Genomic DNA, 25038 nt, shown 5'->3' with positions numbered 1-25038 from the left:
CTGTTGGACCGCGTGAACCACGCTTACCATAAGCCGATAATCGAGCAGAGTCAGCGACGCGTCCCTATGCCGGTCGCCGTAGCCTTGGTGATTTTGCTCGTGGCGGCCGTGATCGCGGCGGCGCAAATGTTGACGAGTGGTCCATCCAGGGCCACCGGGTTCATAGTGGCGCTTCTCGTCCTGGCGTTGGGTTACGGCCTGTGGCGTGGCAGCGGGCGGGCCCGGTTTTGGACAACAGTCTTCTCGACCGCCAGCGTTGTGTATGGCGTTGTCCCCTTCACCGGGGTTGATGCGTCAGGGCTGCTGCAGATCGTTGGTGCGTCAGTCATCGTCGGCCTGTTGCTGGTGCCCGCATCGTCCCGGCGGTGGTTTCACGACTTGCCGGTCGAGGAGCAGCGCCCGCGTTAGTTGGGCGAGTGGTCCGCATCTAGTCTGCAAGAGGTCGACGGACGGCGGGGAGCGGCGTGAGATGTCGAGAGGCGTTTTCGCTGCTAGAGGCCCATCCGCCCAGGTCATCAGGGCGGGCAACTTGATCTCGTAATTCTTCGGTGAGCAGGGGCCTCCGATCGGTGGTGGGGGTGCTCGTAGGGGCGCTGGCAGGATGCGTCGCGCTCATCGACGCCACGATCGTCTACGACGCCGTGCCCATGCTGTTCCCGTTCCATCAAGGCTTCGGGTGGGGGCAGATGCCATTCTGGTTGGTCGCAAGCCTGGTGTTGGGATTGCCTCTCGGGGCGGCGGGGGCCACCATTCGGCGTCGGGGACCAGTCGGGGTTCTCGCGGCCCTCGTCGCTCCCGTCGGTGCGGCTCTCAACATGGTGGTGCTGCCACCGCCGGCGGAGAGCCCTGTGGCGGAGTTGGTCATGCTGACCGTCTGGGGCGCCGCCGCGACGGCCACCGTTCTAGTCGTGGCATGTGCCGTCCGTGCCCGGCAGCGCGGTGATCGCGACTCCGGCGCCGTCGTGGCGGCCGGGGCTCTGGACGACAACGTTGGTGGGGTCGTCAGCGGGTCATAGCCATTGCAAGAGCGAGGCGATCGTGACTGTGGCCTGGTATCGGGTCGGGTCGACCTTCGGTGCAGTTCGGCTCCGAGGCCGTGGGTTCGGGACGCCTGGTGCGGTTGCTGGATGCTGGCACGATGTCCGCCATGACGATCTCCGACCCCAAGGCAGACCTGCTCGACTACCTGCAAGGGGCTCGCGGTGCGATGTTGTGGAAGCTCGACGGGCTGACCGAGTACGACGCCCGCCGCCCGCTGACGCCCACCGGGACCAACCTGCTGGGGCTGGTCAAGCATTTGGCACGTGGCGAGTTCGGGTACTTCGGCGAAACCTTCGGGCGTCCAAGTGACGCCGTCGCGCGATGGCCGGAGGACGAGCAGGCTTGGGAGACGTGGGCACTGCCGACAGAGTCGCGCGAGTCCATCATCGGTCTGTACCGCCAGGCCTGGGCGCATGCGGACGCGACGATCGAGGCGCTGCCGCTGGACGCGGTCGGCCGGGTGCCGTGGTGGGGCGATGGCGGCGAGGTGACGCTGCATCAGATCTTGGTCCATATGACTGCTGAGACGCAGCGCCATGCTGGTCATGCCGACATCGTCCGAGAGCTAATCGATGGTGCGGTCGGCCTTCTCAGCACGTCGACCAATATGCCGCCGTCGGATGCGGCGACATGGGCCGCCCATCGAGACATGGTGGAGCGGAATGCGCAGGAGGCCGCCCGACAACGGCCAGGGTCTACGCTGTCACCTGCGGCCACCGCATGATCTTCAGTCTTCACACACCGATGATCAGCGGTGCCGTACCCGTTTCCCCACCAGCCCCCGCCAGCAAGATCACGATCTACGGCTGGAGTACTAGGCAGGCGAGCGGTCCGTATCCAGTCCGCCAGAGGTCCACGGACGGCGGAGGAGCGGTGTGAGATGTCGAGAGGCATCTCCGCTGCCAGACCCCCATCCGCCCAGGTCGCCCGCTCCGCAAACTTGATCTCATAATTCTTCGGTCGCCGCGCCGGACGCTCTACGCGCAGCGAGGTCCGTGTGTGCAATCCACGTGCAACAAGGGGCGGCCATCAACGGGATTCCGGGGTCAACGAGGGGCAGACCGGACAGCCGGCCCCCCGGGACGAAAAGTAGAACGCCGACCGGCGTTTCCGCTGGTCGGCGTTCTTGTAGCCCGGCGAAAGGCTATGTGGCCAGGGGCGGGGTCGAACCGCCGACCTTCCGATTTTCAGTCGGACGCTCGTACCAACTGAGCTACCTGGCCGTGATGCTCGGCTCATGCTACCCGGACGGCGGGATCTTTGCCGGCAGGGTCACATGCTCCGATACGCAGAACGCCGCGCAATGGTTCACGCGGCGTCGGCGCTGGCGGTCCTGACGGGACTTGAACCCGCGACCTCCGCCTTGACAGGGCGGCGAGCACTCCAACTGCTCCACAGGACCTAGCTGATGTTGCATCCGGCGTGAGCCGGACCGTGCCCCCAACGGGATTCGAACCCGTGCTACCGCCTTGAAAGGGCGACGTCCTGGGCCGCTAGACGATGAGGGCGGCCCCGCCATCATTGCACACTCGCAACTTCAAGCGGACTTGCTCCCATCCGGCCCCGCCGGAGGCATGAGAAGCATATGCCATGCCCCGTCGGTCGACCAAACCGGTATGGCCGGTGGCGCACCCGCTCGCAAAATAGCAGGTCAGAGCGGGTGTCAGCGGGGTGGGGCGATGCCGAAGCGCCGTTTCAGGTCGGTGATCACGTGCGGGCAGGCGGCCAGGGTGCGGCTGCGATCGCCCCCGCCGTCATGCATCAGCACGATCGCGCCGGGGCGGGCGGAGCCGTGGACCCGCTTGATGAGGGTCTCGGCGGTCGGTTTCGCCCAGTCCTGCGGGTCCACGGTCCAGTGCAGGGACCGCATGCCGAGCTGCCGGGCCACCGCCACCACCTCCGGGGTCCACCGGCCGCCCGGCTGGCGGTAGAACGGCACCTTGGCGCCCGGGACGGCGGCCTGGATGGCCCGGTTGGTCCGAATCAGGTCGGCTCGGATGTCGGCCACCGGCCGGCGGCCCAGGTCGAAGTCGTGCCGCCAGCTGTGGTTGCAGAGCTGGTGACCCTCGCGGACGATCCGGGCGACCAGCTCCGGGTGCTTGCGTACCTGGGTGCCGACCAGGCAGAACGTCGCCTTGACCCGGGCGTCCCGCAGCTGGTCGAGGACCTTCGGGGTCCAGGCCGGGTCCGGGCCGTCGTCGAACGTCAGCGCCACCGCGCGTACGCCCGTGGCGCGCCGCAGGTCGGCGGGGAGGGTGGTGGGCTTCGGCCGCAACCGCGGTTTGGGTCTGGTGGTCTGCTGCGGCGTCGGGGTCGGCGGCGGGGTCGCCGCCGGCGACGAACTCGCCGCCGTCGGGGCGGGCGCCGCGGCCTGCCGTGGGTCCCGCTGCGGTTCGCCGCAGCCGGCGAGGAGCAGGACCATCCCGAAGGCGGCCGCCAGCACGGGGCGTGCACGCATCGTCACTCCGAGGGGGTCGGGAATGCGGACGACCCCGACGGTAGTGGACGACGCGCCGGTCCGGCAGGGCCGGTCAGTCCCCGCCCGACTGCTCCAGCGAATTCCGGACGGCCAGCGCCAGCGAGATCGCCTCGGACAGATCGACCGGCCGGACCACTCCGGCGGGCAGCGTGTCGGCCCGCCAGCCGGGGCCGGCGGCCAGCACCAGCAGCGGTCGTCGGGGCACCCCGAGCAGGGCGGAGAGCTGCCCCGGGTCGGCGGTGACGCGGGTGTGTGACCAGACCACCACCGCCGCCGGTCCGGTCCGGTTGACCGCCTCGATCAGCGCCGCCACCGGCACCCGGGCGCCGAGCATCCGGTACGCCACGCCCGCCTCGGCGAGCGCGGCGGCCAGCGCCTCCAACGGCAGGGTGTGCTGCTCCTCGTCGGCGCAGGAGAGCAGGATCCGGGCCGGGCCGGTGGCCGTGCCGGACCGGGCCGCCGTGGCGAACGCCTCGGAGACGCACCGGGACACCAGGTGCTCGACCTCGATCAGCCCGGCGGTCGCGGCGTGCCGCTCCCCGATGCCGGCCAGGACCGGGCGCAGCAGGCCGTCCCAGGTGGCGACCACGCCGTCCGTGGCGAGGGCGTTCGCGATCGTCTCGCTGATCGCGGCGGAGTCCAGTCGCATGGCGGCCCGGGCCAGGCCGCGGGCGACCGGTCCGGCCCGGCCGACGGAAATGGTCTGCCCGCCGCCGGCCCGACCGGCCCCGACGTGCAGCCGCAGCTCGACCCCGGGGCTCTGCTTCGCCCAGCGGGCCGCCTCGGCCGGGGTGATGCCCTCCGCGGTGAGCCGGAGCATGATCTCCAGGCGCGTCAGGTCGGCCGGCGTGTAGCGCCGGTGGTGACCTGGTATGTGCTGGCTGGGACCCAGGCCGTAGCGCTGGTGCCAGGTACGCAGCGTGGTGACCGCTACGCCCAGCCGGCGCGCGACGGCCCCCGCGCTCAGCGCCTCATCGGCCACCCGACCGCTCCGACGCATCGTCCGCCGGGCCGCCGGACGGGATGGTGGTGCCGGCGGGGTCGCCGGTGCGCAGCAATTGGCTCACCACCCCGCCCAGCCAGGGCGCGTATGCGCGGGGGTCGGCGTCGATCTCGGCCATCAGCCGTACCGGATCGACCCAACGCAGCTCGGACACCTCGTCGGGGTCCGGCGCCACGGTGACGTCGGCCGGCACGTCGGCCCGCAGCACGTGGTCGTACTCGAACTCGACCCGACCGGTGGCCGGGTCCTCGGCGTAGTAGAGGTAGACGCCGACCTCGGTCAGCGCGACCGGTGCTGCGCCCAGTTCCTCGGTCAGCCGCCGGTTGGCGGCCTCCACCAGTGACTCCGCCGGCCCGGGGTGCCCGCAGCAGGAGTTGGCCCAGCGCTGCGGGAACCGGGTCTTCACCAGGGACCGCCGCTGGAGCAGCACCCGGCCGTCCGGGTCGACCAGCAGCACCGAGAAGGCGCGGTGCAGCCGGCCCGGCGCCTGGTGCGCCGCGGCCACGGTGGCCTCGCCGAGCACGTTGCCGCGGTCGTCGACCAGCTCGACCAGATGGCCTTCCCGGGACGTCACCGGACCCGCCTCCCGTTCCGCGTGTGCATCGCGCCCGTCTCCCGTCCGTGATCGCGCCGTCGGGCGGCGCTCCCCGCGCTCACCGCCCGGCACCGGTGATCCGGTTGGCCGCCAGCTTCCCGGAGATCAGCACCATCGGTACGCCCACGCCGGGCTGGGTGCCGGAGCCGGTGAAAACGACGTTGGACAGCTGCCGGTGCAGGTTCGACGGGCGGAACGGGCCGGTCTGGAAGAGGCTGTGCGCGGCGGCGAACGGCGTGCCGGCGGCCATGCCCTGCTCCTCCCATTCGGCGGGGGTGATCGTACGCAGCACCTCGATGCCGGCGCCGAAGCCCACGTACCCGCGCTCCTCCAGCGTCCGTACCAGCTGGTCGGTGTAGCGCCGGCTCAGGTCGCCGCGCCAGTCGAACGGGGCCCGCTCCAGGTTGGGCACCGGGGCCAGCACGTAGTAGGTGTGCCGCCCCGCCGGGGCGACCGCCGGATCGGTCCGGCTCGGGTTGGTGACCAGCAGCGACGGGTCGGTCATCAGCTCGCCGCGCCGGATGACCTCGTCGAAGGTGCCCTTCCATGACCGTCCGAAGTGGATGTTGTGGTGGGCGATCTTTCCATACCCCTGCGTCGAGCCGACGTGCAGGACCACGCAGGAGGGGGAGTAGGTCAGCTTCCGCCGGCGGGTCGGGGGCAGCAGGTCACGGTAGGCGACCGGCAGATCCGGGTTGAGCACCACCACGTCGGCCGGGATCAGTTCGCCGTCGGCGGTCAGCACACCGGTGGCCCGGCCGTTGGCGGTCTCCACCCGGGTCACCGTGGTGTCGTACCGGAACTGCACGCCGTGCTTCTCGGCGGCGCCGGCCATGCCCTGGGAGACCGCGTGGATGCCGCCGCGCGGGAAGTAGACCCCGGCCACCGAGTCGAGGTACGCAATGACGCTGTAGATGGCCAGCGCGTCGTGCGGCGCGAGGCCGGCGTACATCGCCTGGAAGGAGAAGATGCGCTGGGTGCGCGGGTCCCGGAAGAACTGGTTGATCTTCGTCTGGAGTCGCCGGAACGCGCCGTTGACCAGCAGCTTCACCAGGTTGGCGGTGAGCAGGTCGGTCGGGGCGTCCAGGTTGCGGTCGATGAAGTCGGCCCGCTCCCAGTGCCACAGGTTGCGCGCGTAGTCCACGAAGCGCAGGTAGCCGTCGGCCTCCCGGGGGCCGCAGACCCTGGCGATCTCGGCGGCCATCCGGGTGGTGTCGGTGATGACGTCCAGCGTCGAGCCGTCCGGGTACCAGGCCCGATAGGCGGGGTCCAGCGGGGTGAGGTCCAGCCAGTCGTCGAGTTCCTCGCCGACCGCGCCCAGCGCCTCGGCGATCAGGTCGGGCATGGTGAGCACGGTGGGGCCGGTATCGAACTCGTATCCGTCGACGCCCAGCCGGCCGGCCCGGCCGCCCGGCACCGGCTCGCGCTCCACCACGGTCACCTGCCGGCCGCTGCCGGCCAGGTGCAGCGCGCACGCCAGGCCGCCCAGGCCCGCGCCGACGACCACCACCCGGTCCGTGCGTCCGTTCACGGTTCGCACGCGGCCACCTCCTTCGCCCAGGCCGCTCATCATGCCCGCCGGCTGGTGGCGGCGGTGGCGAGACCGGTCAGCGCGGTGCGCGCGGTCTCGTCGATCGACGCGGTGGCCAGCGCGGTCAGCGCCTCGGACACCCGGTCGGAGATCATCCTCTCGACCCGGGCCAGGGCCCCGGTGTCGGCGACCAGTTCGGCCAGCCGGGCCACGTCCCGGGCGCCGGTGACCCTGCCGGCCCGCTCCAACGCCCGCCGCTGGCCGGGGGTGGCCAGCTGGCGGGCCAGCATCAGCAGCACGGTCGGCTTGCCGGTGCGCAGGTCGTCGCCGGCCGGCTTGCCGGTGAGCGTCGGGTCGCCGTAGACGCCGAGCAGGTCGTCGCAGAGCTGGAACGCCTCGCCGACAGCCAGGCCGTAGCGGGTGTACGCGGCGATCAGTGGCGCGTCGGCGGCGACGCCGGCCAGGCAGGCGCCGAAGAGCAGCGGATGCTGGACGGTGTAGCCGGCGGTCTTGTAGCGGGCCACCCGCAGTGCCCGGTCCACCGACCAGTTCGCCGCGTCGTTCTCGCCCAGCACGTCGAGGTACTGCCCGGCGACCGTCTCGATCCGCATCTGGTCATAGCAGCGCCGCACCTCGAACACCCGGGCCGGGGGCAGGGTGGCGTGGCTGAGCAGCCGATCCGCCCAGACCAGGCAGAGGTCGCCGACGAGCACCGCCACCGCCTCGCCGAACCGGCCCGGGTCGCCGGCGTACCCGGCGGCGACGTGCCGGGTGGCGGCGGCGCGGTGCGCGGTGGGCAGGCCGCGCCGGGTGTCGGAGCCGTCCATCACGTCGTCGTGCACCAGCGCGAACGTGTGCAGCAGCTCCAGGGCGGCGAAGGCCGGCAGCACCGTCGGCAGCGGCTCCGCGCCGCCGACCACGCCGCGCCAGCCCCAGTACGCGAAGGTCGGTCGGACCCGCTTGCCGCCGGCCAGGACGCAGTCGCGCGCTGTGCCCGCGAAACCACCCATCGCCGCGTCGATCTCGGTGAGCGAGCCGACCTCGGCGGCCAGGAACGCCGCCAGGGTGTCCTCCACCCCTTTGATCAGGTCCTTGGTGAACATGGCCAGTACGCCGCGGACCGGATCGTCCGTCGCTCCCGGCTGTGCCGGCGCGACGCGGAGCGCATCAGCCGCAACTGCATCGTTGGCCATGTCGGCGAGCGTACCCTAGGGTTGCGAGTTGCGTCGATTGCTGCGTCGGACTTGGAGGAGGGCTGGTGGACACCGATCTCACCGCCGCCTACGCCCGCTGCCAGGAACTGCACCAACGCCACGGGCGTACGTACTATCTCGCCACCCGCCTGCTTCCCGCCTGGAAACGGCGGCATGTCCACGCGCTGTACGGATTCACGCGCCACGCCGACGAGATCGTCGACCGCACCGAGGACCTGCCGCCCGCGGAACGAGCCGCCCGGCTGGACGAGTGGTCGGCCCGCTTCGTCGCCGGGCTGCACGGCGAGCCGGTCGACGACCCGCTGCTGCCGGCCGTGCTGCACACCATCGCCATCTTCGATCTCGACCGGGCCGACTTTGCGTCGTTTCTGGGCAGCATGGCGCTGGACCTGACGGTGATGTCGTACCCGACCTACGACGACCTGCTCGACTACATGGAGGGCTCGGCGGCGGTCATCGGCACCATGATGCTGCCGATCCTCGGCAGCTCCGACCCGGCGGCGGCCCGCGAGCCGGCCCGCCAGCTCGGCTTCGCCTTCCAGCTCACCAACTTCATCCGGGACGTCGCCGAGGACCTCGACCGGGGCCGCACCTACCTGCCCGACGAGGACCTGGCCAAGTTCGGCGTCACCCGCGACGACCTGCTCGCCGCGAAGGCGCAGGGCCGCACCACCGCCCGGATCCGGGACCTGATCGAGTACGAGGTGACCCGCGCCCAGGCGCACTACGAGGCCGCCGCGCCGGGCATCACCCTGCTCAGCCCCGCCTCGCAGACGTGCATGCGCACCGCGTACGCGCTCTACGGCGGGATCCTCGACGAGGTCGCCGCGCAGGGCTACGACGTGTTCGTCCGCCGGGCCCTGGTGCCGCGGCGACGCCGGATGGCGGTGGTCGCCCGGGCCCTGCTCACCCCGACCGGCAGTCCGGTCGCCGTACCCGGGCCGAGGCTGATTCTGCGGTGAGACTAGAGGCAGGAGTGCAGGGCTTCGGCCAGCTCGTCCACCCGGTCGTGGTCGGCGAGTCGGGCCGTGGCGTAGGCGAACGTGTAGCCGCGCTCCGGGTCGGCCCAGGCGCTGCTGCCACCGATCCCGCCCATGCCCCAGCTCAGGTCCGGCTCCCGTTGCATGCCCAGCGTCCAGCACGCCCGGCGGTCCAGGACCAGGTCCGGGCCGTCGTACTGGACCCTCGTGGCCTCGGCCACCAGTTCGGGGCTGAACAGGCGTACCCCGTCGAGGGTGCCGCCGGCGAGCAGGCCCGCGTAGAGCCGGGCCAGCGCGGACGCCGTGGCGTGCAGGTTGACCGCAGGGACCTGCGCGCCCCGCCAGAGCGGGGTGTTGACCACCGCCGGGTCGAGGCCGCCGGGCGGGTTGCCCAGTGCCTGGGCGCGCAGCGACCCCGGCTCACCCAGCATCCGTACCGGCCAGGCCGGGTCGCCGTACGACAGGTCGGCGCACCGCCGCTGGTCCGCCGCCCCGAGACCGAATCCCAGGTCGAGGCACCACGGGCCGGCGATCTCCTCGGCCAGGAACCGCCCCACCGACCGCCCGTCCACTCGCCGGACCAGCTCGCCGACCAGGTGCCCGTACGTCCAGGCATGCTCGCCCGCGACGCTGCCCGGCTCCCATTCGGGGTCGGCGGCGGCCAGGTCGGCGCAGAGCAGGGCCCAGTCGGCGACCGCCTCCGCCGGCCGGGCCACCGGGAAGGCCGGCAGTCCGGCGGTGTGGCTGAGCACCTGGCGGACGGTGGCCGGCGTGCGGAACCCGGGCCAGTGCGTCGCCACCATGCCGTCGAGGTCGAGCCGACCCCGGTCGACGAGCATCAGCAGGCAGAGCGCCGCCACCGGCTTGCCGACCGAGTAGACGTTCACCAGGGTGTCCGGCCGCCACGCCGCACCCGGCGCGCCGGCCACCAGGCCCGCCCCGGGCGCGCCGGGCGAGCCGGGCGTGGTGCGGGTGCCGCCGACGAGGTCGACCACCGGGTGGCCGTCGTACCAGATGGTCAGGCCGGCGCCGGTCTCCCGGCCGGTGGCCAGCAGGTCGCGGAAGCAGTCGCGGACCAGGGCGAAGCGATCGGGCATGCGGCCACCGTAGGCGGCGGGAATGATGACGGGCGCGGGAATTCCGGTGCGGTCCGCTGGCCGGCGTCTGGCGGCTGGAGGATGCTGGCGGCATGGCGGAGCCGGAAGTGGTGGACGTGGTCGTGGTCGGGTTGGGCGTCGGCGGCGAGGAGGTGGCCGGGCGGCTCGCCGAGGCCGGCCTGAGCGTCGTCGGCATCGAACGGGACCTGGTCGGCGGGGAGTGCCCGTACTGGGGGTGCGTCCCGAGCAAGATGATGATCAGGGCGGCGAACGCGCTGGCCGAGGCGCGGCGGGTCAACGAGCTGGCCGGCTCGGCACAGGTCCAGCCGGACTGGGCGCCGGTGGCCAGGCGGATTCGCGAGGAGGCCACCGACACCTGGGACGACAAGGTGGCGGTCGACCGGTTCACCGGCAAGGGTGGGCGGTTCCTGCGCGGCAGCGGCCGGCTCGACGGCCCCGGCCGGGTACGCGTCGGCGACCAGGTCTTCCAGGCCCGGCACGGGATCGTGCTGGGCACCGGCACCCGGCCCTCCGTGCCGCCGGTCGACGGGCTGGCCGACACGCCCTACTGGACGAACCACCAGGCGATCGAGGTCGAGGAGCTGCCGGATTCGCTGCTGGTCCTCGGCGGCGGCGCGATCGGGCTGGAGCTGGCGCAGGTGTTCGCCCGGTTCGGCGTACGGGTGACCGTGGTCGAGGCGGCGGACCGGGTCCTCGCCGTCGAGGAGCCCGAGTCCTCCGAGGTGGCCGCCGCGGCCCTGCGTGCCGACGAGGTGGAGTTCCGCATCGGCGTCCAGGCGGAACGGATCAGCCACGACGGCTCCACCTTCACCCTGCACTCCGGCGACGACGCGTTCAGCGCGGACCGGCTGCTGGTGGTCACCGGACGCCGGGCGCACCTGGACGAGCTGGGCCTGGACACGATCGGTGTCGACCCGGCGCAGCGCTACCTGCCGGTCGACGGGCAGATGCGGGTCACCGACGGCGTCTGGGCGGTCGGCGACGTCACCGGTGAGGGCGCCTTCACCCACATCGCGATGTACCAGGCGGCGATCGTCGTAGCCGACGTGCTCGACCGCATCCGGCACGCCGAGGGTGGCCCCGACGCCAGCGGGACCGCCAGCGTGACGGGCGGTGCGATGGGCGCGGCCAGCGCGGTCGGCGGCGCGATGACCGCGGCCGGCCCGAGCGGTGCCGCCGGTACCCTGCCCCGCGCCGACTACCGGGCGCTGCCCCGGGTCACCTTCACCGACCCGGAGGTCGGCGCGGTCGGCCTCACCGAGCAGCAGGCCCGCCGGCGCGGCATCAACGTGCAGGTCGGCTACGCCCAGCTGTCGTCGTCGGCCCGGGGCTGGATCCACAAGGCCGGCAACGAGGGCTTCATCAAGCTGGTCGCCGACGCCGACCAGGGCGTGCTGGTCGGTGCGACCTCGGTCGGCCCGGCCGGCGGCGAGGTGCTGTCGGCGCTGGTGGTGGCGGTGCATGCGGCCGTGCCGCTGAGCCACCTCCGGCACATGATCTACGCGTACCCGACCTTCCACCGGGCGATCGAGGACGCCCTGCGCGACCTCAGCTGACGGTGCCGTGGCGGCCGGCGCCCGCGGCGAACCGGGCCGCGCCGGCTGCCCCGTCACTGGCCAGCGACTCCATGCCGTACGCCAGCTCGGTGGCCAGCGCCGCCGGCTCGGTCAGGCCGGCGGTGGCCAGGACCGAGGCGCGGTCGTTGCGCAGGCAGGTCTGCGGGTGGCGGGCGATCTCGGCGGCCAGCCGCTCGGCCTCCGCCCGCGCCTCATCCGGTGCGACCAGCCGGTTCACCAACCCCATCGCGTACGCCTCCGCAGCCGGCACCGGGCGGCCGGTGAGGATCAGGTCCATCGCCCGGCTCTCGCCGATCAACCGCGGCAGCCGGACCGTCCCGCCGTCGATCAGGGGTACGCCCCAGCGCCGGCAGAACACCCCGAGCGTCGCGTCGGACTCGGCGACCCGCAGGTCGCACCAGAGCGCCAGTTCCAGGCCGCCGGCCACGGCGTACCCGGAGATCGCGGCGATGACCGGCTTGGACAGTGACATCCGGGTGGGACCCATCGGGCCGTCGCCGTCCGGCTCGACCCGGTTGCCGCTGGGCGTGCCGATCGCCTTGAGGTCGGCGCCGGAGCAGAACGTGCCGCCGGCTCCCCAGAGCACCGCGACCCGGGCGTCCGGGTCGGCCTCGAAGGCGCGGAACGCGTCGGCCAGGGCCCGCGCGGTGGGACCGTCGACCGCGTTGCGTGACGCCGCCCGGTCGAGGATCACCGTGGTCACCGGTCCGTCGTGCGTGACGTGTACGGCCATCGGCACAGCATGCCGCGCGGCGGCGCCGGCACGCCAGGGGCGACCGGCGGTGCTGGCGGGTGGCCTCGGCGGTCGGAGCGACCGCGTCCCGGGCCGGACCCGCCACTGTAGAGGCGGTCGCCGTGGTGCGCATGCGGGTTTCACCCGTCCGGCAGGCTACCCGGCGTGGGTGACCTTGGGCAGGCCGAGCCAGGACGCCAGCGCCTCCAGTTCGGCGTCCACCGCCGCGGTGACGGCGGGAGTGAAGGGGACGTCCTGGTGGACCGCCTGCACCCGCAGGGTGGCACCCCGGTGGTCGGCCGTGGCGTCCACCTTGCCGATCAGCTGGTCGTGGTGCAGCACGGGCAGCGCGAAGTAGCCCCAGCGGCGCTTCGCCTTCGGCACGTACATCTCCAGGACGTACTCGAAGTCGAAGAGTTCCCACGCCCGCTTCCGGTCGTGGATCAGCCGGTCGAACGGCGACAGCAGCGCGGTACGCCCGGCGAACGGCTGGCCGAGGGCGGCCGGGTCGACCCGCCACCCGCCGGACGTGCCCTCGACCGCCGCCGGTTCACCGGCCTCCCCGACGACCGACGCCCGGGCGATGCCCAGCGAGCGCAACCGCCGCTCGTCGCTCATCCTGCGGGCCTCGTCCGCCGGGACGACCGTCGTGTCCGCCGGGTAGACCCGCTCGGCCAGGTCCCACCGGCGCTGCCGCCCGACCCGGCCGGAGACGGCGATCTCGCCCCGGGCGGCGAGGAGCTCCAGCATCTGGGTGACGTTGCGGTTGTTCGTCCAGCCGGTCGACGGCCACGGCACCACGCTGCGGTCCGGCACCTCCCGGGACAGCAGCGGGCCGGAGTCGCGCAGCAGGTCGAGCACGAACCGGTGGAACGAGGCGTTCGCCGCCAGCCAGGCGTGCTTGCGCGAGCCCTCCTCCGGCCACGCGGCCATCTCGGCGAGGTGTAGCCCGAGATCCGCCATCGGCCACACCATGGCCCGGTGCTCGAACAGGGTGCGGTCCCGCTCCACCGCCTGGAGCAGGTGGTCCGGCCGGTACCCGGCGCCGAGCCGCGTCCACGCGACGAGGTCGGCGCTGGGTGCCACGGCGGCCGTCGGATCCAGTTGCAGGAACGTCAACCGGTTCACCACGGTCAGCAGGTCCGGCGGCCGGTGCGCGTCGAGCAGTTGCGCGCGTACCGCGATCCGCCGGGCGTCGAGCCGGTCGAGCTGGTGGTGAGGCATGGGCCGAGGCTAGGTGGCTCAGAAGTCGTCGTCCAGGCTGACCTCACCGCCGACCGCCACCTGATACGCGGACACCCGCCGCTCGAAGAAGTTGGTCAGCTCCTGCACGTCCTGCAACTCCATGAACGGGAACGGGTTCGCCGACCCGTACGCCGGCGGCAGGCCGAGCCGGGCGAGCCGCGCGTCCGCCACGTACTCCAGGTAGCGACGCATGTCGGCGGTGTTCATGCCCGGCAGGCCGTCCCCGCAGAGGTCCCGGGCGAAGGCCAGCTCGGCCGCCACCGCCTCGTCCAGCATGGCCCGCACCTGGTCCGCCATCGACTCGTCGAACAGCGAAGGCTCCTCGGCGCGGACGGTGTCGACCACCGAGAAGGCGAACTCCATGTGCATCGACTCGTCGCGGAACACCCAGTTGGTGCCGGTGGCCAGCCCGGAGAGCAGCCCGCGCGAACGAAGCCAGTAGACGTAGGCGAAGGCGCCGTAGAAGAACAGTCCCTCCACGCAGGCCGCGAAGCAGATCAGGTTGAGCAGGAACGCCCGCCGGTCCTCCCGGGTCTCCAGCCGGTGCAGCCTGCCGATCGAGTCGATCCAGCGGAAGCAGAACTCCGCCTTGTTGCGGATCGACGGGATGTGCTCGACCGCGGCGAACGCCTTCGCCCGCTCGTCGTGGTCGGGCAGGTAGGTGTCGAGCAGGGTCAGGTAGAACTGGACGTGCACCGCCTCCTCGTAGAGCTGGCGGGACAGGTAGAGGCGGGCCTCGGGCGCGTTGACGTGCTGGTAGAGGTTGAGCACCAGGTTGTTGGCCACGATCGAGTCGCCGGTGGCGAAGAACGCCACCAGCCGGTGGACCAGGTGCCGTTCGCCGGCGGAGAGCTTCGCCAGATCGGGTACGTCGGAGGCCAGGTCCACCTCCTCCACCGTCCAGGTGTTGCGGATGGCGGCCCGGAACCGCTCGTAGAAGTCCGGGTAGCGCATCGGCCGCAGGGTCAGGTCCATACCGGGGTCGAGCAGCATCGTCACTGGCAGGCCTCGCAGATCTCGGGGTTCTCCAGCGAGCAGGCGACCGCGTCGCTCTCGCCGGCGGACAGGGTGAACAGGGCCGGCACGGGTCGCGGCTGCGCCGGCACGGGTGCGGCGGCCGGGGCGGCGGCGACGGTGGTCTGGGCGATCCGGGTCGCCGGGCGGGACCGCAGGTAGTAGGTCGTCTTCAGCCCGGCCCGCCAGGCGTACGCGTACATGGAGGAGAGCCGGCCGATGGTCGGGCTGGCCTGGAAGAGGTTCAGCGACTGCGACTGGTCCACGTACGGCGCGCGGGCGGCGGCCAGGTCGATCAGCGCCTTCTGCGGCAGCTCCCAGGCGGTGCGGTGCAGCGCCTTCAGCTCCGTCGGCAGGTCCAGCTCCTGCACCGAGCCGTCCGCCCGCTTGATCGCGTCCCGGGTCTGTGGCGTCCACCGGCCCAGCCGCTTCAGGTCGGCGACCAGGTGCCGGTTGACCTGGAGGAACTCCCCGGAGAGCGTCTCCCGCTTGAAGACGTTGGAGACCAGCGGCTCGACGCATTCGGCGCAGCCGGCGATCGAGGCGATGGTGGCCGTCGGCGCGATCGCCACCAGCAGCGAGTTGCGCAGCCCGTGCCGGGCCACCTTCTCCCGCAGCGCCGCCCACGCCTGCGGCCGGGCCGGCCGGGCGTCCGGCCAGTGGTCCGGGTGCAGCACCCCGCCGGCCGCCCGGGTCAGCGGGTACGCCGGGTGCGCGCCGCGCGTCGCCGCCAGGTCGGCGGAGGCGTCGTACGCGGCCAACGCGATCTCCTCCGCGATCCGGGTGGACAGGGCCAGCGCCTCCGGCGAGTCGAACGGCAGCCGGAGCGTGGCGAAGACGTCGGCCACCCCCATCACGCCCAGCCCCAGCGGCCGCCAGCGCCGGTGCGCGGTGGCCGCCTGCCCGGTGGGGAACCAGTTCCGGTCGATCGCCCGGTCCAGCGCCCCCACCGCCAGCCGGACGGTCCGCGACAACTCCGTGAAGTCGACGCCGTCGGCGGTCAGGTGGGCGGCCAGGTTGACCGAGCCCAGGGTGCAGACCGCCGTCTCGTCGTCGCTGGTGACCTCGAGGATCTCGGTGCAGAGGTTGGAGTGGTGCACCACGCCGCCACCGGCGCCGACCTGGTTGCAGGTGCGGTTCGCCGTGTCCTTGAACGTCATCCAGCCGTTGCCGGTCTGGGCGAGGGTGCGCATCATCCGGCCGTACAGCGTGCGGGCCGGCAGCGTCCGCACCGCCTTGCCGGCGGCCTCCGCCGCCCGGTACGCGGCGTCGAACTCCTCGCCCCACAGGTCGACCAGCTCCGGCACCTCCTTCGGGTCGAACAGCGACCAGTCCGCGTCCGCCTCGACCCGGCGCATGAACTCGTCCGGCACCCAGTTGGCCAGGTTCAGGTTGTGGGTCCGCCGGGCCTCGTCGCCGGTGTTGTCCTTCAGCTCCAGGAACTCTTCGACGTCGGCGTGCCAGGTGTCCAGGTAGACGCAGGCCGCGCCCTTGCGCCGGCCGCCCTGGTTGACCGCTGCGACGCTGGCGTCCAGGGTGCGCAGCCAGGGCACGATGCCGTTGGAGCGGCCGTTGGTGCCCCGGATCAGCGACCCCCGCGAGCGCACCCGGGACCACGAGATGCCAATCCCACCGGCGAACTTGGACAGCTTCGCCACCTGCGTGTAGCGCTCGTAGATCGACTCCAGCTCATCGCGGGGCGAGTCGACCAGGAAGCAGGAGGAGAGCTGCTGGTGCCGGGCGCCGGCGTTGAACAGCGTCGGCGAGCTGGGCAGGTAGGCCAGCCGGGACATCAGCCGGTACAGCTCGCCGGCCTCCTCGACGGTGTCGGACAGGCCGACGGCCACCCGCAGCCAGAAGTGCTGCGGCCGTTCCAGCACCGCCCGGGTACGCGGGTGGCGCAGCAGGTAGCGGTCGTGCAGCGTGCGCAGCCCGAAGTACTCGAAGGCGTCGTCGCCGGCGTGGTCGACCAGGGCGTCGAGGGCGGCGGCGTGCGTCGCGACGAAGCCGGCGAAGCCGGGGTCCAGCAGCCCTTCGGCGTACGCGGCGGCGACGCTGTCGCTGAAGCTTCCGATGCCCTGGCCGGTGGTCTCGTCGGCGATCCGCCCGGCGAGCAGGCGCGCGGCCAGCCGGGCGTACCCGGGCTCCTCGGCGGTCAGCCCGGCCGCCGCCGCGATGGCCAGCCCGGTCAGCTCGTCGGCGCCGGCGCCGGCGGTACGCCCCGACTCCACCAGGGCGAGGATCCGGTCCGGGTCGGTGTCGGGCAGGTCGTGGTGGTGCCGGTGCAGCAGGTCCCGCAGTGCCCCGACCGCGGGCGGGGCGAAGGTGGATGACGCCGTCACGTGCTCTCCTGGGTGGTCGGTGTGGACCGTGGGAGAGCACGACGGCACGCCGGAGGACCGCCGGTCGGTGTGCCGGGCGGTGCTCCGTACGGCTCGACGGCCCTCCCACGAGGCCCCGAGGTGGTACGCGCGCCCGGTGGGCACGCCGTGCTGGCAGGTCTTCGGACTCGCGGGCAGACGCGTCGCCGCGTTCGCCTACTGGCCGTCGCTTCCCGGGCCCCGTCGGGCCCAGTGCTCGTGACGGCGGTCGTTCCCGCTCACCGCTGCGGGGCAGTCCCGGATTCGCACCGGGTTCCCTGTTCGGCGCGACGCCTGGCGGGCGTCGACGCCTGGCGGACCCTGAGGGTCGCACCAGCAGTCGAAGTGATCCTAGATGTAGTGGGTCGCAAAAAGCCAACACACCACATGCTGTAGGCGTGTCGCGTCGATGAGAAAGTCTGCGCCGCGTACAACCTGGAACAGGAGTACGTCGAGTACGTCACGGCGCGGCTGCCGGGGCTGCGCCGGATCGCCTGCCAGCTGACCGGGGACACGCACCGCGGCGACGACCTGGTCCAGACGGCCGTCACCCGGCTCTACGTCGGCTGGCGTCGGGCCCACGAGGCGGAGAACGTCGACGCGTACGTGCGCACCGTGCTGGTCCGGGTCTTCCTCGACGAGAAGCGCCGGCTCTGGTCCCGGGTCTGCCTGGTCGACACGCCACCCGAGCCGGTGCCCGCCCCGGCCGGCGACGCGGTGGAGGACCGGGACCTGCTGCACGCCGCGCTCGCCCAGGTGCCGCCCCGGCAACGGGCCGTGCTGGTGCTGCGCTTCTTGCACGACCGGCCGGTGGACGAGGTGGCCGCCAGCCTCGGCTGCACCGCCGGCACGGTCAAGAGCCAGACCTCGCACGGCCTGGCCAGCCTGCGCCGGCTGCTCGGCACGGCCGCCTACGCGATCACCGGAGAGGGGAAGTGATGGAGGAGAAGCTGCTGGCACCCCTGCGGGACGTGCCGCTCCCGCCGTCCGCCGTGGACCTGCACCGGGCCGTACGCGACGGGCGCCGGCAGGTGCGGCGGCGCCGGGTCGCCGCGACGGCCACCGCCGGGCTCGCGGTGGTCGCGGTCCTGGCCGCCGCTCCGGCGCTGCTCGGCCGGCCGGACCGGCCGGCGCCGGTCACCCCCGCGATCACGCCGTCCCCGTCCGCCGCGCCGATGCCCGCCCGCGCCCCGGCCGCCTTCGACCCCGCGCGGCAGTACGCCGACTTCGGTTGGCTCCCTGCCGGCCTGACCGGTCGGATGGTCGCGACCGGGACCGCCCAGCTCGCCCTGAACGCGTCCCCGTTGGTGGACGTCGCCTCACCCGATCGCAGGGGCGGCGCGATGGTCGACCTGCGGATCGTGTCGGCGGGCCACGACATCGCGTTCGACGCGCCCAGCGATTTCGCCGTGCCCGTCGCCAGGGGCGGCTCCGCGGGTCTGGAACCCGCCGAGCCGGTGAACGGCCGGACGGCGCGATGGAACACGCTCGCTTCCGATCCCCGGGGCGCGGCGCTGCGCTGGGAGTATGCCCCGGACACCTGGGCCGAGCTGACCGTGCAGGGCGCATCCGAGGGCAGCGACCCCAGGGCGCTCGCCCGCCGAATCGCCCTCGACGTGCGGTACGGCGTGCAGGCACCGGTCCGGCTGCCGGTCCACTTCGCCAGTTTCCCGGCCAGCCTGAAGCCGATGGCCTACGTGGTCGGCACAGCAGCGGACGGCACCTGGAACGTGGACGTCTCGTACGGCGCCGGTAGGCGCACGAAGTACGGCGACTGGCCGCTGACCGTGCACGTGATGCCGCGGGCTTGCACTCCGGCGACAACTCGGTGCCGGCGACCCGGACTCGACCCTGGACGGCCACCCCGCCCGCCGCCGCTCGGCCATGGATGGTGGTGCCACCCTCCAGGTGTACGGCGTCCAGGGTCTGTACGTGGAGCTGGCTGCCCACGACAAGGCCACCCTGCGGGCCCTCGGCGGGAACCTGGACGACCTCTTCCGCAGCGCCACCCTGCACCCGAAGGTCGACGACTGGCGCTGACGTCGACCGGGTGGCGGAATTCGTACCCGCCGCCCGGTTTGCGCCCGCTCCTGCCGGGAAGTGGGGGAGCGTGCGAGCGCTGATGAACAAGATCGAGCAGAACGCCGCGCTGGACCGGGTCGGTGACCGGCTCCAGCGGGCCGTCCAGTCGACTCTGCGCCCGCAGCGGGTCCGTGACCTGCTGCACGGCGTCTGGCTGGGCCATCCGCTGCACCCCGCGATGGTGCAGGTGCCGGTGGGCGCATGGATGAGCGCCGCCGTGCTGGACCTGCTGCCCGGCCAGCGCCGGGCCGCGGCCACCCTGATCGCGGTCGGCACGGTGAGTGCCGTCCCGGCCGCCGTCGCCGGGCTGAACGACTGGGCCGCCCTCGCCCGGGACCAGCGCCGGGTCGGGCTGGTGCACGCTGCCGCCAACTCCGTCGGGCTGGCGCTCTACGCCGGCTCGCTCGCCGCCCGGCTACGCGGCCGGGACGGCATGGGGCGGGCGCTGGCGTACCTGGGGCTGAGCGCGGCCAGCGCCGGGGCGTACATCGGCGGGCACCTGGCGTACAAGCAGGGTGCGCAGGTCAGCCAGAGCATCTCCGAGCTGCATCTGATGGCCGACGAGTGGAAGCCGATCGGCGACCTGGCCACGCTGCCACAGCGCGAGCTGATCACCCGCGAGGTGGACGACGTCTCGGTGATCCTCTACCGGCACGGCGACGAGATCACCGTGATGCTGGAACGCTGCCCGCACCAGAGCGGCCCGCTCGGCGAGGGCGAGGTGCAGGAGATCGACGGCCACGCCTGCGTGGTCTGCCCCTGGCACGGCTCCACGTTCCGGCTCAACGGCGGCGAGGTCGTGCACGGCCCGTCCGCCAACGACCAGCAGCTCCTGCCGACCCGGGTGGTCAACGGAGTCCTCCAGACCAAGCTGCCCTGACCCGCGTTCGCGCCGCTCAGGCCCTTGCGCGCGCCCGCCCCGTCGGCGGCATGCCCGGGAATCGGCGCGTACCCGGGGTCAGTCGCGGCGGTGGCGGCCGGAGGCCAGCGCGCGGGCGGCCGCGGCGGCCCGGGAAGGGCGGCCGCGCAGCCCGAGCACCGCACCGATCTGCGCGCCGACGATGCTCGCCACGGCGAGCACCGCGGAGACGGCCAACGGCCGGTTCATCCCGTCGTCGTCGGTGGCCCGGGACGCCCCGGCGGCCATCGCCGGCGGCATCCCCGCCGGCCGCTCCACCTGTGGCGGCACCGTCTGCGGCGCGGGCTGGCCCGGCGTCGGCGACCCGCCGTTCCCGCCCGGGGCGGCCGGTCCGACCTGCCCGGCGGGCGTGCCTGGCCCGACCCGCTCGTCGGGGACCGGCGACCCGGTGCTCCCCGGCGACCCCTTCGGCGCGGTGGGGGACGGGGCCGGGGGATGCGGCGACGGCTTGCGCGGGGTCGAGGGGCCCGCCACCAGCCGGCCGGTGGCGTGCTTCCGCGCCCCGCCGTCGTCCGCCCGCGCCGGCAGCTTGATCAGCTGGCCCGGCCGGATCCGGTCCGGGTCCGCCAGCCGGTTGACGCGGGCCACCTCCCGGTAGCGGTCGAAGTCGTCCAGGAAGCGTTCGGCCACCTCGCCCAGGTAGTCGCCCTTCGCCACCCGGTACACCGGCGGTACGGTCGCCGGCTGTGGTCGGGCCGCGTCGGCGCCGCTGCCCACCGGCACCGCACCCGCCGGCCCGTTGTGCGGCGCCGCGAAGGCGACCGTCGCGCCCGTCGCCGCCGGCAGCGCCGCCGCGCTGGTCGCCGGGTGTCCGGTGGCGGTCGCCGGGTACGTCATGGCCGCCGCCGCGTTGGCCGCCGGGCTCGCCGCGATGATCAGCGCGATCGCCCCGACCAGCGCTGCTGCCGCCCGCTGCTGCCGGCTGATCCCGGGCAGCCGGGGCGCCGGCCGCCGTGCCGCCTGCGCCCCCAGCTCCACCAGTACGGAGAAGGCGAACGTCGCCCAGCCGAACCAGCCGACGACCGCCAGCGCCCGCAGGAACAGCCGACCGTCGTCCCGGCTGATCAGCGCCGCGCCCACCTCCGACAGGGTGGGCAGCTGATCGGGCAGCGGATTGCCGGCGAAGGCGAGCAGCGCCACCGGCGCGCCCACCAGCAGCGCGACCAGTACGACCAGCGAACCGAACCCGGTGAGCAACTGGCCGGTCCGCCGAACGGCGGAACCACGCGGTGCGGTCATGGCGACCTTCCCTTCCTACGGTGCCCCGGTGAGCGCCCGCGCGGTGGCCTCACCCGAGACGGTGACGGTGTCGTCCATGCCGAAGAAGCCGAGCAGGTGCCGGCGGTAGGTGACGGTGACGCGTACCCGGATCTGCTTCTCGCCACCGACCACCGGGAAGCTCACCGAGTGCCCGGTCGCGCCCGCCGCGGACAGGTAGTCGCGGACCGCCGCCCGGGCCTCGACCTCGTCGATCTCCTTCGGACCGCCCTCGATCGCGCGGGCCCGGTCGACGGCCTGTCCGCCGCTGCGGGCCGCCTCGGCGGCGAGGTCGTCGGCGCGTTGCAGCGAGCGGAGCTGACCGGCGCCGTCGTACGCGACGCCGATGACCGCGAGCACGCCGGTCATGGCGACGGCCAGGAACAGGCTGACCCGCCCCTCGTCGCGGCCCACCCGACGGGCGGTCATCCCCGGCTCCGGTAGCGGTCCAGCGGGGAGGTGAAGGTCGCCGAGGCGGTGGTGTGCAGGGGCATTCCGGGCAGCGCCGGCAGCCGCAGGTTGCGGTGGGACACCACGCAGGTCACCGAGACGGTCACGCTCGCCGGTTGCCCGGCCGGGCTGCGGTACGCCGCGTCGAAGCTGGTCGACCGGCCGCGTACCGAGCCGCTGAAGGTCATCCGGGGCGCGCCGGTGCAGTTCAGGCGCCGCCAGTCGAGCTGGCGGTGGGCGGCGTCGCGGGCCGCGTCGCGGGCGGTACCGGCGTCCCGGGAGATCGAGGCGGCCCGGGCGGCGTCGTGCGCGGCCGCCTCGACCGCCTCGTCGGCGATCGCGGTCCGCCCGGTCACCCCGGCCAGCACGATCAGCGCGATGAACGCCGGGGCGAGCACGGCCACCTCGATGGAGACCGAGCCCCGGGCGCGGCGGTCCCCGGCGGCGCTCACGGGTTGGACCAGCGTTCGACGGTGCCGTGCGCGTTCTGCCGTACCCGGAAGCTGACGCCCGGGATGATCGACAGGGACCGGCCGGTGACCGTGCAGGTGACCTCGGTGGCCCCGGTGACGCAGGTCGGCCCAGGGCTGTCCCAGCCGACGAGCCAGTCACCGGCGGCGCCGAGGAACCGGGTGGCCCGGGCCTCGCCCGCCCCGGCCGGCGCCTGGAGCACCCGCTGCGCGTTCACCCCGCTCTGCGCGGCGTTCAGCGCGGTGGACCGGGCGACGAACCAGGCGGCCACCTGGACCGAGGCGAAGAGCAGCACCAGAACCGCCGGCATCACGACGGCCAGCTCGACCGGGTTCGCGCCCCGATCCGTATCGCCGGCGGCGAGCCGTCGCCGCGCGGCCCGCACCGCGGGATGCAGGGCGAGCATCACGGCGCGGTCGGGACGCTGCTCATCCAGTCGGTGGCCCGCGTCATCACCAGACCGGTGACCGCGATGGCCGCCGCGACCAGGCCGAAGATGATCACCGCGGTCGGCACCGGGCTGTCGCCCCGGTCCCCCTCGCGGCGCAGTTCCGCGAACCGTGCGGCCAGCGTGACGTGCAGGTAGGTGATCAGTTGCATGGCGTGCTCCTTGTCGGGGTGCGGACCTAGAGGCGGGCGACGAACGGGTAGAGCATGAAACCGAGCAGGACGAAGACCAGCAGCGAACCGGGGATGTCCAGCCGGCTGGTCACCCCCTCGGCGCGGGTCAGGTTGTCGGTGCGGATCTGGTCCCGCAGCGAGTCGGCGCGACTGCGCAGGGTCTCGTGGACCTGCGCGCCCTCGCTGCCGGAGGAGCGCATGATCGCCCCGACGTCGCCCAACTCCGGGATGCCGATCCGCTCGGCCAGCTCCTGAAGCTCGTCCCACGGCGAGTGCATCTGCATCTGCGCGATCCGCAGCGACTCGCGGATCCGGTCGAAGACCCAGCCGTCGCAGACCGCCGCCGCCCGCTCCAGCGACTGCACCGGGCCGTGCGCCGCGGACAGCTGCAACGCCACCAGGTCCAGGTAGGTGCAGACGGCCGCGCGGAACTCGTCCCGCGCCGCGTCCGCCCTCGCCAGCACCGCGCGGTGGGCCAGCAGCCCGCAGACCAGCGCCATCCCGATGCTGCCCAGCACCGGTACGAGCACCGGCGGCCGCACCCCGCCCAGAAAGAGCACCGCCCCCAGCACGGTCGGCGTGGCCAGCCCGATCAGGGCGGAGACCAGCACCGACAGGGCGTACTGCTCGGGGGTCTGGTCGATCAGGGCGAGCTGCCGGTGCGGCGGGCTCAGCCAGCGGGAGAATCCGCCCAACCAGTCCGGGCCCCGGCTCGGGGCGACGGTGCCCGGGGGCTGGTGCAGCCGGCGCAGCGCGGGGCCGAGCGCCGGGGCGGCCGGCAACGCCTCCCGGACCGCCAGGAACAGGCCCAGCCCCACCGTGGCCCCGCCGAGCACGGCGATCGCGAGGTGCCAGTTGACGATCACGCGATCGCCTCCTCCGGGTCGGGGGCGGGAAGGAAGCGGGCCGGCGGCGGGGGCTGGCTCATCGACCGCACCCAGACCAGCAGCCCGACGAAGGCCGCGCCGAGCACCGCCATCACCAGCTGCCCGAACACGGTGCCGTACGGGCGGACGTACTCGGTGTTCAACAGCCCGTACGCCAGCACGGCCAGGGTCATCCCGGTGAGGAAGCGGACCGCGAACCGGGGCTGGGTGCGCTTGGCCTCCACCTCGCGCCGGGTGGCGACCTCGGCGGCGGCGGCCGAGGCGATCGAGCCGAGCACGTCGCCGAGGCGTTCGCCCCGGTCGGTCAGGTGCAGGATCAGCGCGGCCACCACCTGGTCGCAGACCGGGTCGCCGATCTCGTCGGCGAAGGCGAGCAGCGCGGTGCGGGCCGTCCAGCCGGCCTGGAGGCGGGCGGCGAGCAGCCGTACCTCCTCCTGGATCTCCTCCGGGACGGAGGCGATGGTCCCGATGATCGACTGCTGGAGGCCCTGTCCGGTGGCGGAGACGTCCTTCAGCCGGCGGGTCCATTCGCCGACCGCCTCGATCCGGGCGATCGTCAGCTCCTCGGCCCGGCCCACCGAGAAGAGCCAGGGCACCCCGGGCACGGCCACCGCCACGATCAGCCCCACCACCGGCAGCCCGGTGAGCAGGAAGGCCAGCGCGCCGGCCGCCACCGCCACGGCCAGCCGGAGCCGGTACGCCCGCCGCTCGCGGCGGCCCGCGCCCGTGCCGAGCCAGAGCCGGCGCAGCCCGTGCCCGGCCCCTGGCGGTCTACGGGCGGGCGCCCGGGTGCCGACCAGCGCGACCACGGCCAGCACCAGCCCGGCGACGCAGGCCGCCCCGGAGACGACGGCGATCAGCTCGACGTTCGTCACCGGACCGTCTCCGTTCGCGACTGCGGGGCTCGCAACCCCGGCTCACTCCTCGCGCTCACCGGACCGTCTCCGTTCGCGACTGCGGGGCTCGCAACCCCGGCTCACTCCTCGCGCTCACCGGCGCACCGCCGGGCCGAGTCGGCTGTGCCGGGGGCGGCACCACGCGCCGGTGCCGGCCTCGATGAAGCGGGTCAGCAGCCGGGCGTCGTAGCCGACCCGCAGCAGCTGGTCGCGGATGCGTTCCGGCAGGTGGCGGGGGACGGCCCGGCCGTCCGGGCCGGGGCCGAAGACGGAGGTGGTGACGATCCGGTTGGCCTCGCCGACCCCGATCACCTCCTCCACGTGGGAGACGAACCGGTGCTTGCGCCCGCCGATCGCGGTCTCGTCCTCGACGGTCACGTAGACGATCAGGTCGAGGGCGTTGCCGGCCATCCGCCGGGCCTGGTCGACCGTCATCTCCCGGCCGTGGGCCAGCGCCAGCTCGACGATCCGCTCGCTCATTGGTGCACCCTTGTCTCACTCGAGCTGATGTTGGTTCGAGTGCACCGGTGACCGTCGGGCCATCGCCCAGCTCGCTCGACCTTCG

The 25038-nt window shown here is 73.4% G+C and carries 24 protein-coding genes, 3 tRNA genes, 1 pseudogene and 1 riboswitch; of the genes and pseudogenes, 7 read left to right on the top strand and 21 right to left on the bottom strand.

The genetic code is table 11. The features are described from left to right. The first annotated feature begins 66 nt into the window (after positions 1-66). Together ABZ807_RS25445 and ABZ807_RS25440 are read left to right on the top strand one after the other, a co-directional pair. Positions 67-408: a hypothetical protein gene (locus ABZ807_RS25445; RefSeq protein ID WP_357162840.1), complete on the top strand. Its 342-nt coding sequence runs from the start codon at positions 67-69 to the stop codon at positions 406-408. Positions 409-1147: 739 nt separating this feature from the next. Next, a complete protein-coding gene (locus tag ABZ807_RS25440; RefSeq protein WP_357162836.1) occupies positions 1148-1765 on the top strand; it encodes a DinB family protein in 618 nt (205 codons plus the stop codon). A gap of 425 nt (positions 1766-2190) precedes the next feature. Here the strand turns inward: ABZ807_RS25440 and ABZ807_RS25435 are convergent. The 8 genes from ABZ807_RS25435 to ABZ807_RS25400 form a co-directional block, all read right to left on the bottom strand. Beyond that, positions 2191-2264: transfer RNA gene (locus tag ABZ807_RS25435), tRNA-Phe, on the bottom strand. Between the two features lie 102 nt (positions 2265-2366). Next, positions 2367-2443 (bottom strand) — tRNA-Asp (locus tag ABZ807_RS25430). 33 nt (positions 2444-2476) lie between these two features. Then, positions 2477-2549, bottom strand: a tRNA-Glu gene (locus ABZ807_RS25425). A 155-nt stretch (positions 2550-2704) separates the two neighbouring features. Further along, positions 2705-3499: a polysaccharide deacetylase family protein gene (locus tag ABZ807_RS25420; protein ID WP_357162833.1), complete on the bottom strand. Its 795-nt coding sequence runs from the start codon at positions 3497-3499 to the stop codon at positions 2705-2707. Between the two features lie 73 nt (positions 3500-3572). Continuing rightward, positions 3573-4502: a MerR family transcriptional regulator gene (locus ABZ807_RS25415; protein WP_357162830.1), complete on the bottom strand. Its 930-nt coding sequence runs from the start codon at positions 4500-4502 to the stop codon at positions 3573-3575. After that, positions 4492-5097, bottom strand: a complete 606-nt coding sequence (gene idi / locus ABZ807_RS25410; RefSeq protein WP_357162827.1) for an isopentenyl-diphosphate Delta-isomerase — start codon at positions 5095-5097, stop codon at positions 4492-4494. Before idi ends, ABZ807_RS25415 begins: the two co-directional genes overlap by 11 nt. Positions 5098-5176: 79 nt before the next feature. After that, positions 5177-6658 (bottom strand): phytoene desaturase family protein, encoded by a 1482-nt coding sequence (gene crtI, locus ABZ807_RS25405; RefSeq protein WP_357162824.1) that lies wholly within the window; start codon positions 6656-6658, stop codon positions 5177-5179. 29 nt (positions 6659-6687) lie between these two features. After that, on the bottom strand, positions 6688-7842 hold the full coding sequence (locus ABZ807_RS25400) for a polyprenyl synthetase family protein (protein WP_357162821.1): 1155 nt from the start codon (positions 7840-7842) through the stop codon (positions 6688-6690). A 65-nt stretch (positions 7843-7907) separates the two neighbouring features. Here ABZ807_RS25400 and ABZ807_RS25395 point away from each other — a divergent pair, with 65 nt between their 5' ends. After that, entirely contained in the window at positions 7908-8825 is a 918-nt protein-coding gene (locus tag ABZ807_RS25395) for a phytoene/squalene synthase family protein (RefSeq protein ID WP_357162818.1), read from the top strand. 2 nt (positions 8826-8827) lie between these two features. On the opposite strand, the gene ABZ807_RS25390 is transcribed toward ABZ807_RS25395, so the two are convergent. Beyond that, on the bottom strand, positions 8828-9940 hold the full coding sequence (locus tag ABZ807_RS25390; protein WP_357162815.1) for a serine hydrolase domain-containing protein: 1113 nt from the start codon (positions 9938-9940) through the stop codon (positions 8828-8830). A 92-nt stretch (positions 9941-10032) separates the two neighbouring features. On the opposite strand from ABZ807_RS25390, the gene ABZ807_RS25385 reads away from it, so the two are divergent. Further along, a complete protein-coding gene (locus ABZ807_RS25385) occupies positions 10033-11517 on the top strand; it encodes an FAD-dependent oxidoreductase (protein ID WP_357162812.1) in 1485 nt (494 codons plus the stop codon). Here ABZ807_RS25385 and ABZ807_RS25380 read toward each other — a convergent pair. From ABZ807_RS25380 to ABZ807_RS25365, 4 genes are all read right to left on the bottom strand, one after another. Then, positions 11510-12271, bottom strand: a complete 762-nt coding sequence (locus ABZ807_RS25380; RefSeq protein ID WP_357162810.1) for a crotonase/enoyl-CoA hydratase family protein — start codon at positions 12269-12271, stop codon at positions 11510-11512. The two genes, ABZ807_RS25385 and ABZ807_RS25380, sit on opposite strands and share 8 nt — an antisense overlap. Before the next feature lie 156 nt (positions 12272-12427). Beyond that, positions 12428-13495, bottom strand: a complete 1068-nt coding sequence (locus tag ABZ807_RS25375) for a crosslink repair DNA glycosylase YcaQ family protein (protein ID WP_357162807.1) — start codon at positions 13493-13495, stop codon at positions 12428-12430. Positions 13496-13513: 18 nt separating this feature from the next. Next, on the bottom strand, positions 13514-14509 hold the full coding sequence (locus ABZ807_RS25370) for a ribonucleotide-diphosphate reductase subunit beta (protein ID WP_357162958.1): 996 nt from the start codon (positions 14507-14509) through the stop codon (positions 13514-13516). Positions 14510-14511: 2 nt separating this feature from the next. Next, complete coding sequence (locus ABZ807_RS25365; RefSeq protein ID WP_357162803.1) at positions 14512-16872, bottom strand: ribonucleoside-diphosphate reductase subunit alpha; 2361 nt, start codon at positions 16870-16872, stop codon at positions 14512-14514. 155 nt (positions 16873-17027) lie between these two features. Beyond that, positions 17028-17173, bottom strand: a riboswitch (cobalamin riboswitch). Between the two features lie 152 nt (positions 17174-17325). On the opposite strand from ABZ807_RS25365, the gene ABZ807_RS25360 reads away from it, so the two are divergent. Genes ABZ807_RS25360 through ABZ807_RS25350 form a run of 3 tightly spaced genes read left to right on the top strand, consistent with a single transcriptional unit; the run spans position 17326 to position 19852 of the window. After that, positions 17326-17829, top strand: coding sequence for a SigE family RNA polymerase sigma factor (locus ABZ807_RS25360; RefSeq protein WP_357162954.1), 504 nt, complete (start codon positions 17326-17328; stop codon positions 17827-17829). After that, a complete protein-coding gene (locus ABZ807_RS25355) occupies positions 17829-19013 on the top strand; it encodes a hypothetical protein (RefSeq protein ID WP_357162800.1) in 1185 nt (394 codons plus the stop codon). The genes ABZ807_RS25360 and ABZ807_RS25355 overlap by 1 nt, the downstream gene beginning before the upstream one ends. Then, on the top strand, positions 19001-19852 hold the full coding sequence (locus ABZ807_RS25350; protein WP_357162797.1) for a Rieske 2Fe-2S domain-containing protein: 852 nt from the start codon (positions 19001-19003) through the stop codon (positions 19850-19852). The genes ABZ807_RS25355 and ABZ807_RS25350 overlap by 13 nt, the downstream gene beginning before the upstream one ends. A 78-nt stretch (positions 19853-19930) precedes the next feature. Here ABZ807_RS25350 and ABZ807_RS25345 read toward each other — a convergent pair whose 3' ends face one another. The 8 genes and pseudogenes from ABZ807_RS25345 to ABZ807_RS25310 form a co-directional block, all read right to left on the bottom strand. Continuing rightward, positions 19931-21130, bottom strand: coding sequence for a LysM domain-containing protein (locus tag ABZ807_RS25345; protein WP_357162795.1), 1200 nt, complete (start codon positions 21128-21130; stop codon positions 19931-19933). A 15-nt stretch (positions 21131-21145) separates the two neighbouring features. Then, positions 21146-21577 carry a hypothetical protein gene (locus ABZ807_RS25340; protein ID WP_357162792.1) on the bottom strand — a complete coding sequence of 144 codons (432 nt, stop codon included), beginning with the start codon at positions 21575-21577 and terminating at the stop codon, positions 21146-21148. Then, positions 21574-22050 (bottom strand): TadE/TadG family type IV pilus assembly protein, encoded by a 477-nt coding sequence (locus ABZ807_RS25335; protein WP_357162789.1) that lies wholly within the window; start codon positions 22048-22050, stop codon positions 21574-21576. The genes ABZ807_RS25340 and ABZ807_RS25335 overlap by 4 nt, the downstream gene beginning before the upstream one ends. Then, positions 22047-22475, bottom strand: coding sequence for a TadE family protein (locus ABZ807_RS25330; RefSeq protein ID WP_357162786.1), 429 nt, complete (start codon positions 22473-22475; stop codon positions 22047-22049). Before ABZ807_RS25330 ends, ABZ807_RS25335 begins: the two co-directional genes overlap by 4 nt. Beyond that, positions 22475-22669, bottom strand: a complete 195-nt coding sequence (locus ABZ807_RS25325) for a hypothetical protein (protein WP_357162783.1) — start codon at positions 22667-22669, stop codon at positions 22475-22477. Before ABZ807_RS25325 ends, ABZ807_RS25330 begins: the two co-directional genes overlap by 1 nt. A gap of 26 nt (positions 22670-22695) precedes the next feature. Next, positions 22696-23553 (bottom strand): type II secretion system F family protein, encoded by an 858-nt coding sequence (locus tag ABZ807_RS25320; protein ID WP_357162951.1) that lies wholly within the window; start codon positions 23551-23553, stop codon positions 22696-22698. Further along, on the bottom strand, positions 23553-24452 hold the full coding sequence (locus ABZ807_RS25315) for a type II secretion system F family protein (protein WP_357162780.1): 900 nt from the start codon (positions 24450-24452) through the stop codon (positions 23553-23555). The genes ABZ807_RS25320 and ABZ807_RS25315 overlap by 1 nt, the downstream gene beginning before the upstream one ends. A 114-nt stretch (positions 24453-24566) precedes the next feature. Beyond that, positions 24567-24947: pseudogene (locus ABZ807_RS25310) on the bottom strand (CpaF family protein); the annotation flags it as partial. Positions 24948-25038 lie beyond the last annotated feature (91 nt).

It is taken from the genome of Micromonospora sp. NPDC047548 (assembly GCF_040642975.1).
In the GTDB taxonomy this organism is placed as follows: domain Bacteria; phylum Actinomycetota; class Actinomycetes; order Mycobacteriales; family Micromonosporaceae; genus Micromonospora.
The sequence above is the reverse complement of the archived record's forward strand: the minus strand, read 5'-3'. Positions and strand labels throughout refer to the sequence as shown.

Coding starts and splice junctions, on each gene's coding strand:
- ABZ807_RS25330 (WP_357162786.1), bottom strand. CDS start 22,475: ATGCTCGCCCTGCATCCCGCGGTGCGGGCCGCGCGGCGACGGCTCGCC.
- ABZ807_RS25390 (WP_357162815.1), bottom strand. CDS start 9,940: ATGCCCGATCGCTTCGCCCTGGTCCGCGACTGCTTCCGCGACCTGCTG.
- ABZ807_RS25375 (WP_357162807.1), bottom strand. CDS start 13,495: ATGCCTCACCACCAGCTCGACCGGCTCGACGCCCGGCGGATCGCGGTA.
- ABZ807_RS25445 (WP_357162840.1), top strand. CDS start 67: ATGCCGGTCGCCGTAGCCTTGGTGATTTTGCTCGTGGCGGCCGTGATC.
- ABZ807_RS25440 (WP_357162836.1), top strand. CDS start 1,148: ATGACGATCTCCGACCCCAAGGCAGACCTGCTCGACTACCTGCAAGGG.
- ABZ807_RS25380 (WP_357162810.1), bottom strand. CDS start 12,271: ATGGCCGTACACGTCACGCACGACGGACCGGTGACCACGGTGATCCTC.
- ABZ807_RS25420 (WP_357162833.1), bottom strand. CDS start 3,499: ATGCGTGCACGCCCCGTGCTGGCGGCCGCCTTCGGGATGGTCCTGCTC.
- ABZ807_RS25325 (WP_357162783.1), bottom strand. CDS start 22,669: ATGCAACTGATCACCTACCTGCACGTCACGCTGGCCGCACGGTTCGCG.
- ABZ807_RS25345 (WP_357162795.1), bottom strand. CDS start 21,130: ATGACCGCACCGCGTGGTTCCGCCGTTCGGCGGACCGGCCAGTTGCTC.
- ABZ807_RS25355 (WP_357162800.1), top strand. CDS start 17,829: ATGGAGGAGAAGCTGCTGGCACCCCTGCGGGACGTGCCGCTCCCGCCG.
- ABZ807_RS25385 (WP_357162812.1), top strand. CDS start 10,033: ATGGCGGAGCCGGAAGTGGTGGACGTGGTCGTGGTCGGGTTGGGCGTC.
- ABZ807_RS25400 (WP_357162821.1), bottom strand. CDS start 7,842: ATGGCCAACGATGCAGTTGCGGCTGATGCGCTCCGCGTCGCGCCGGCA.
- ABZ807_RS25340 (WP_357162792.1), bottom strand. CDS start 21,577: ATGACCGCCCGTCGGGTGGGCCGCGACGAGGGGCGGGTCAGCCTGTTC.
- ABZ807_RS25370 (WP_357162958.1), bottom strand. CDS start 14,509: ATGCTGCTCGACCCCGGTATGGACCTGACCCTGCGGCCGATGCGCTAC.